General features: G+C 42.5%; 6 protein-coding genes and 1 pseudogene. 5 read left to right on the top strand and 2 right to left on the bottom strand.

Features of this window, described 5'->3' with window-relative positions:
• Window positions 1-275: 275 nt before the first annotated feature.
• Complete coding sequence (locus FWF39_RS06510; protein WP_343382635.1) at window positions 276-1,328, bottom strand: phosphate uptake regulator PhoU; 1,053 nt, start codon at window positions 1,326-1,328, stop codon at window positions 276-278.
• 368 nt (window positions 1,329-1,696) lie between these two features.
• Here FWF39_RS06510 and pstS point away from each other — a divergent pair, with 368 nt between their 5' ends.
• The 5 genes and pseudogenes from pstS (at window position 1,697) to phoU (ending at window position 6,071) form a co-directional block, all read left to right on the top strand.
• Window positions 1,697-2,785 carry a phosphate ABC transporter substrate-binding protein PstS gene (gene pstS, locus FWF39_RS06505; protein ID WP_343382634.1) on the top strand — a complete coding sequence of 363 codons (1,089 nt, stop codon included), beginning with the start codon at window positions 1,697-1,699 and terminating at the stop codon, window positions 2,783-2,785.
• A 72-nt stretch (window positions 2,786-2,857) separates the two neighbouring features.
• Window positions 2,858-3,790, top strand: coding sequence for a phosphate ABC transporter permease subunit PstC (gene pstC / locus FWF39_RS06500; protein ID WP_343382633.1), 933 nt, complete (start codon window positions 2,858-2,860; stop codon window positions 3,788-3,790).
• Entirely contained in the window at window positions 3,790-4,647 is an 858-nt protein-coding gene (gene pstA / locus FWF39_RS06495; RefSeq protein ID WP_343382632.1) for a phosphate ABC transporter permease PstA, read from the top strand. Before pstC ends, pstA begins: the two co-directional genes overlap by 1 nt.
• 4 nt (window positions 4,648-4,651) lie before the next feature.
• Window positions 4,652-5,419: pseudogene (pstB, locus tag FWF39_RS06490) on the top strand (phosphate ABC transporter ATP-binding protein PstB).
• A 7-nt stretch (window positions 5,420-5,426) separates the two neighbouring features.
• Complete coding sequence (gene phoU / locus FWF39_RS06485) at window positions 5,427-6,071, top strand: phosphate signaling complex protein PhoU (protein ID WP_343382631.1); 645 nt, start codon at window positions 5,427-5,429, stop codon at window positions 6,069-6,071.
• Here phoU and FWF39_RS06480 read toward each other — a convergent pair.
• A complete protein-coding gene (locus FWF39_RS06480) occupies window positions 6,058-7,623 on the bottom strand; it encodes an ATP-binding protein (protein ID WP_343382630.1) in 1,566 nt (521 codons plus the stop codon). The genes phoU and FWF39_RS06480 overlap by 14 nt on opposite strands.
• Between the last annotated feature and the right edge of the window lie 110 nt (window positions 7,624-7,733).

Here is a 7,733-nt window from a genome sequence, read left to right as displayed (position 1 = left end):
TGTCTCAAAAATTATCCAACGCTCATCTTTGGTCAAGTTAACACTGTACTTTTTATTCATAACTAAGCACGTGTTAACATATACAATCAACACTTATTTATAATGCGGTCAAAGCAATATGCACATGACATAAATTTTGATAGTTAGTTCACAAAAGGGGGCAACTGCTAGTTAATAGCAGTCAGAAAATCAGCCGTCTGGGACTTCTAAGCCATTGTCACTACTACATAGTTTCACAAACAACCAATTTTGGTGGTTTGTTTGGAGAAGTTTGGTTAGCTTAGAACAGAAACTACGTTTAGGTTAAGTACGACCTCTGAGATGTCGCAGGCGTATTCTGCTGTGCGTCGAACGCTCTCGATGAGTAATCTTAGGTTGACGACTTCTTCGATTTTGATGTTTTGGGCTTGGAGGACGGCTTCTTTTTCGAGTTGTTGCACTTGTTCTATTTTTTCAATTACGGCTTCTGCTTGGTTGAAATCATGCTTAAAGAGAGCAGCCATTGCATCTTCAAACATTGTGTTGGCTAGTTCGCTTAGTTGGGCGATTTTGCTTAGCAATTCTTCGTTAACGGTTTCTTTTAGGAGTAGAGTGTTTTCTGCGATTTTTGTGGCATGATCGGCGCTACGTTCAACGGATTTAGCGATGAGGCGGTAGCCTAGGCAGTCTATTTGGCTACTTAAGCCGATGTCTTTGACGACTCTTTGGTTGGTAACGGCTATTTTTAGTAGTCGTACTATGTAGAGTCCAAAGCGGTTGACTTCGCGGTCTGTTTCGATGACTGCTTTTGCGTTGGAATGATCGAGGTTCATAAGTGATTGTATGGCTTCTTTATGCATTGAGGATGCGATAATTGCCATGCGGCTCAAAGCGGTTCTTATTGTAAGTTCGGGGTAGTTTAGTAATACTTGGAGGGTTAGGTTGGTTGCGGTGTCTGTGACGATTTCTGTGCCGACGAGATAGTTTCGGGCGAAAGTTTTGAGGTGATTTCTTAGCTTTGAGGATAGAACTTTTTGGTTTTGTGCTCTGATATGGATGACGTTATAACCATTTATGTATGCAGAGATTGCAGTTCTCATGATAGCATCTGGGTTGTCGTTTTGGGCAACTTTGATGAAGGCTTCGTCAGGTTTTCCTCTTTGGTGGAAGCTTGAGGGGGAGATGGATAGTGAGCCGTCATCTTCTTCGCGGACAATCATGGAGCTACCGCGTTTGAGCTCGTTTTTAGTTGCCCAGTCTTTTGGCAGTGAGAGGATAAATGTTGAACCACCGGTAACCTGGAGTTTACGTTGCTCTTCGGTTAATTTTTCGATTTCTTTAGTTGTCACGCTTGATTCACGCTTGATTCTAAACTACCTTTCGGGGTTTCTGCACTATATTAATCATACCTATATAATCAACATATTTTATATTGATTAACTATATAACAAAACTAAAAATAGTACAAAAATATAGTACAAAAACACAACACATAAACTTGATTCACCGATAACCCGGCAACTACATCGTCCTTCGGCTAATTTTTTGATTACTTTGGTTGTTGTCATGCTCAATTCCAAATTATTTCCCAAGGCTTTTACACTTTTTTACACTATATTAAGCATATCTATATAGTCTATGTATTTTATAAACATTCACTATATAACAGAATTAATGATAGTACAAAAAACACAGTATAAAAACTGGATGTAAAACCATGAAAACCACATACATAATAGGAATTGCAGTAATTGCAATAATCATCGGCGCAGTAGCCGCATACGCTTATCTGTCCGCTCCAGAGTCCATATCAATCACCGCTTCAGGTGCAACTTTTCCCCAACCCTTCCTAGCAGAGACAATAGCAGAATACTCACTGATAAAATCCAATGTGCAAATTAACTACCAAGGCGGAGGTAGCGGCAAAGGGGTCACCGACTTAACAAATAAAATCGTTGACTTTGCATGCTCAGACGCCCCCCTATCTAGCTCACAAAGAGCCGCCGCCCCCAATGTCGTACACATCCCAGAAACCATCGGCGCAATCACAATAGCTTACAACATACCCAACATCGGAACCGGCCTAAAACTCACAGGCCCAATAATAGCAGATATCTTTTTAGGAAAAATAACCATGTGGGATGATCCTGTTATAACAGCAATCAATCCAGATTTAACTTTGCCCCATAAAGCAATAACAGTCATCAACCGATCAGACGGTTCAGGAACAACGAACTGGTTCACAAAATACCTCTCCTCCGTCAGCGACACCTGGAAGAGTCAAGTCGGAGCAAATTCCACCGTCCAATGGCCAGTCGGAATAGGCCAAAGCGGCAACTCGGGAGTAGCAGGAACAGTCACCTCAACAGAGTACTCAATCGGCTACATTGAACTAGCCTATACATTAGAACACAATATACCAGTTGCAGCAATCAAAAACCCCGCAGGTAGCTATATTATCCCAACGCTTGCCAGCACAACCGCAGCCGCCAAAGCCCTGCCATCACCGCTTCCCTCAGGAAGTGACAGCTGGGAAAACATATCCATCCTCAACACCAGCGGTACAGATGCATACCCCATAGCCACTCCAACCTACATGCTTGTCTACAAAGACCTCAGTGTGATCCCAGAAATGACCAAGGAGAAAGCAACCGCAATCGTACAATACATCTGGTATGTTGTTCACGATGGTCAACAACTAGGCAACAAACTACAGTATGCAACCCTGCCATCAAACCTAGTAGAAATCAACGAAACAACACTGAAGTCAATAACCTTCAACGGCGAAACTATACCAACACATTAAACGTGAAGCTATGACCATCCAAATCTTCCAAAACCTTTTTTTTCTTTGTATCTTTAGTTCAGGCAGATTAGCATGATCAAGCTGACAGGCGACAACATATTTAAGACCTTAATTGCCATAATCGCCGCATCAGCCATAATTATCATATTACTAAACACTTACGTTTTAGTCACTGGTTCAACAAACGTTCTTTCGACATCCGGAGTCGAGTTTATCACCGGAAAAAACTGGGATCCAGCCACATCATCATTTGGCGTTTTACCCTACATTCTTGGAACCCTGCTAACCTCAGCCATCGCCCTGCTGGTAGGTGTACCTCTGAGTTTGGGCATCGCAATCTTTATCGTAGAGATGGCCCCCAAACCCATACGCACAACTTTTTCCTACTTGGTAGAAATGTTAGCCGCTGTTCCCAGCGTAATCTATGGTCTTTGGGGCTTGTTTGTACTCCGCTTTTGGGTTCTAAACTACATAGAAATACCCCTAAACACCTACCTAGGCTGGATACCGCTATTTAGCGGAAACCCCACAGGCATCGATATTCTTACCGCTGGACTGATTCTTGCCATCATGATTATCCCAACCGTAGCATCGGTTTCAAGAGAAGTCATAAGCGCCGTACCAAACTCCATAAGAGAAGGCGCCTACGGCATCGGCGCCACAAAATGGGAAGTCATCCGCCACTGGGTCCTCAACTACGGACGCTCCGGCATATTTGGTGCAGTAATTTTGGGTCTAGGCAGAGCAATAGGCGAAACTATGGCAGTGACTATGGTCATAGGCAACGCTACTGGACCAAGAGCTATGCCCACCTCACTGTTTCAACAAGGTCAAACCCTACCTTCACTTATTGCCAACGGATTCTCCGACTCAACTACACCCCTCCAAAGCTCAGCCTACATCGGCGCAGGACTGGTTTTGCTCGCAATCAGTCTGCTCATAAACATAGTAGCACATGTTATGGTAACACGGGTTCTAAAAGTCAAAGGAGGCGCCGTTGAATAATGCCTCTATCTGAAAAGCTAAACCTACACAGTTATAGCCTGCGTAAATTCAAAAACAAATTCTTCTATGTCCTCTGCTTAATCTGTCTCATAATAGCTATTGTGCCCCTGCTAAGCATCCTCTTTGAAGTCATAGTACGAGGCGCCCCCGCTATAAACTGGCAGTTCTTAACTGGAAATGGCCTGCGCAACAACATTGGACCCGCCATACAAGGAACACTAATTCTAATTGGGTTAACAAGCGCCATAGGCATCCCAATTGGTATACTAACAGGAGTCTATCTTGCTGAATACGGAAATAACAAATATGCCACATGGATACGAACCATAAATGACATATTAACTGGATTTCCCTCCATAATTGTGGGAATAACCGCATATAGCCTAATTGTTGTCGGCTTAACCGGCACTTTCTCACCAATGGCGGGCGCAGTAGCATTAGCGTTTATAATGATCCCTATCGTTGCAAGAACAACCGAAGAATCACTTAAACTGGTACCAAATAGTGTTCGAGAGGCGTCTATGGCCTTGGGCATACATCGATGGAGAACAACCCTAAGCGTTATGTTACCCTCCGCAAAAGGCGGATTAATAACAGGCATTGTTCTTGCCATAGCACGCATAGCAGGCGAAACCGCACCCATCCTACTCACAATCCTTGGCAACTTTTACTTCTTCCAAGGACTAAACGCCCCAATAGATGCACTGCCTCTGCGCATCTACCTAAGTTCTCGCTCACATCTCCAAATAGAACAAACACAAGCATGGGGTGCAGCTTTAGTGCTGATTTTAATAGTTTTAACCCTTAACATATGCGTCAGATTAGCCAGCAGAGGCCGAAACAAAGGAACAAGGTGAAAAAATGGATAATAACAACATAAAGATGCAAAGTGTAGATTTGAACGCATGGTTTGGCACTAAACAGGCATTAAAAGACATAAACATCTCAATGAAAGCAAACACTATCACAGCCATCATTGGACCCTCCGGATGTGGAAAATCTACATTCATTCGCACCCTCAACAGGATGCATGAATTAGCACCCACCGCCAAACTGACCGGCCAAATACTCCTTGAGGGCCAAAACATCTATGACCCAAACGTAGATCCAGTGATGATTCGCCGACGAGTCGGCATGGTTTTCCAAAAACCCAACCCCTTCCCCACCATGTCAATCTACGATAATGTTGCAGCAGGCCTAAAATTAACAGGCGCCCACAAAAACAAAAACCTCGATGAAATAGTCAAACACAGCCTACAACAAGCAACGCTCTGGGAGGAGGTAAAAGATGATTTAAAAAAGCCAGGTACAAGCATCTCAGGCGGACAACAACAAAGACTATGCATTGCACGAGCCATAGCACTAAAACCCGAAGTAATCTTAATGGATTAACCCACCTCAGCCTTAGATCCAATTGCATCAGCCAAGATCGAGAAACTGGTTGTGGAGTTGAAGAAAAACTATACCGTAGCCATTGTCACCCACAACATGCAACAAGCATCACGTGTATCAGACTACACTGCATTTATGTATCTGGGCAGCCTCATAGAATTTGGAGCAACCAAAGATATTTTTGAGTCGCCAAAGAACCAGTTAACAGAGAGATATATAACAGGAGAATTCGGATAGGAAAGCCATGAGCAGAATAATCGATCAGGGACTAGAAGAACAATCAGTACTACTAATTCGCATGGGCGAATTAGCCCATGAAACCATAACAACAGCCATACGCAACTACTTTGAGAACAAAAACGTACAACCACATGTCAAGGAAATATCAGATGTCATTATCGCCATGGCAGGAAAAGTCGAAGACCAAACATTTGAATTAATCGCACGATTCCAACCTGTCGCCTCAGATCTGCGAACCATCAAATCCCACATGAAAATCAGCAACGATTTTTCCCGCTACAGCAGATACGCCCTAGACATATCCAACATAACCCACCAACTACACGGCTTAGCGCCGTGTGAAGCATGGATACAAAACGACCTCGCCGAGATGGGAAATAAAGTTCTCTTCATGGTTAAAACCAGCATAGACGCACTTCGTAAACACGATGTAAACCTTGCCAAAACCATCTCGCCAATAGAACGCGAAATCGACCAAATGTATGAGGACGTTATCAACAAAATAATCAGCCAAGAGAAAACCAACAACAAATGCGTCGCCTCAAGCATATTGCTTACCCGATACTTTGAACGCATAGCAGACCATGCAGTCTATGCATGTGAATCCATAGTCTACATTGTAACCGGTGAAAAAATCAGCTTAGAATAATATTTGGACTCAGGAGGGGAAGCTCAACAATAAACGTTGTACCACAACCCACCTGAGTTTCAAAACAAACATTTCCACCCAAGGCCTCGGCGAGTTTTTTCACCACCGCTAAACCAAACCCCTGTCCTCTTGATTTTGTTGTAAACAAAGGCTTAAAGATTTTTTCTTTCACCTCATCAGATATACCAGTACCGGTGTCAGAAACACTAACTATGAGAAAATTATCCCGTAGAAAAGCACGCACCGTTAACTCACCACCATTGGTTTCCATGGCTTGGATACCGTTGCAGATAAGATTACTAAGAATACGTTTGATAAACAAAGGATCGGTCCTTAGCACCAAATAGGGCATAACCGACAAGTAGCTAATATGGACATTTGGGGGCACATCAAGAGGTAAACTAACATCTCGAATTGTTTCATCAAGATTAGTATCGATTATACAAGGAATCAGTGGCTTAGCAAAGTCTTGAAGATCAGCCACAATTTTGTTAATGTAGATTGTCTGCTCTTCAATATCAGCAACACATTCCATAAGACTCTGGGTAAGTTTTGTCTCAGGCAACTCGTTTAGCACATCTTTGGCTAAGAACAATTCACCAATAATACTCTGCAAAGGGTTGCGAATATCATGACCAATCATACCAGCCGTTTCTCCAATCGCAACTAACCGTTCAGCATTGTTGAGTTTTTCAGTACGAATCCGAACCAGCTCCTCTAATCGTTTAGTGTTTTCCTCCATGGAAACCTGCATTTTTTTGCGCATCGTTATATCCCTAGCTAAAACAGAGATACCATTACCTGTGGGGTATACCTCAATTTCAAAAAAGACAGCATCGGCACCTTTGGGCAACTTGCTACTAAATGCTCGAGGATATTTGGTTCGCATCACATCACGATAAATACCGGCAAATCTGCGAGACACCCGATTTTTTCCAAAAACAAAAAAGAAATGTTTTCCCAAAACATCGGCACAGTTTACACTTGTAAATTTTTCAATCGCCTTGTTCCAATAGTTAAATTTTAAGCAAGAATCCAGGGCAAAGAAAGGATCAGCTATACTGTTAGCGAGTTTTTTGTACTGCTTCTCGCTTAGTTTAAGGGCCTGCTCGGTTTTTCTACGGGTAGTGATGTCTTTAGCTATTATAGCCACATAACCTTTTTCGGGGCAGTAAACATCAGCTGAAAACCACCGATTCAGGGGTCTACAGTAACCCTCAACTATGGCACCCTGACCAGTTTTAGCGACTCTACCGCAGAGGTTTAACCAATCACCAAAGAGATCGCCTATCCAAGGAAACAACTCGGAGACTTTTTGTCCAACAACGGGTTTATTACCTAATTTGGTTATGTTTCGAAAGGATTGGTTTAAGTCACAAAAAACATAATCAACAACACCATCACCGGATTTGTCAAAGAGTATTTGGCAGTAAGCAAAACCATCACTTAAATGAGTAAATAGGCTTTGATAGATGAGCCGATTATTGGATAGTTTAGCGACGGATCGGGTGTTGTTTTGTTTTTTTTGTGTAATTAAAGCAGTTTCTACCAAATAAAATTCCCTCTATAAATGTGTTGTTGATAATCAGCAACAACACAGCTTTGTTGCTGTGCTCTCAATTAAGTTATAATCACTATTGTTTTTTAGCCTTTCTATGTATT

The sequence above is a fragment of the Candidatus Bathycorpusculum sp. genome, from assembly GCF_009778815.1.
Taxonomy (GTDB): domain Archaea; phylum Thermoproteota; class Bathyarchaeia; order Bathyarchaeales; family Bathycorpusculaceae; genus Bathycorpusculum; species Bathycorpusculum hydrogenotrophicum.
The sequence above is the reverse complement of the archived record's forward strand: the minus strand, read 5'-3'. Positions and strand labels throughout refer to the sequence as shown.

Excerpts from the sequence above, each read along its gene's own strand:
- phoU (WP_343382631.1), top strand. The coding sequence starts at position 5,427 with ATGAGCAGAATAATCGATCAGGGACTAGAAGAACAATCAGTACTACTA.
- pstA (WP_343382632.1), top strand. The coding sequence starts at position 3,790 with ATGCCTCTATCTGAAAAGCTAAACCTACACAGTTATAGCCTGCGTAAA.
- pstS (WP_343382634.1), top strand. The coding sequence starts at position 1,697 with ATGAAAACCACATACATAATAGGAATTGCAGTAATTGCAATAATCATC.
- pstC (WP_343382633.1), top strand. The coding sequence starts at position 2,858 with ATGATCAAGCTGACAGGCGACAACATATTTAAGACCTTAATTGCCATA.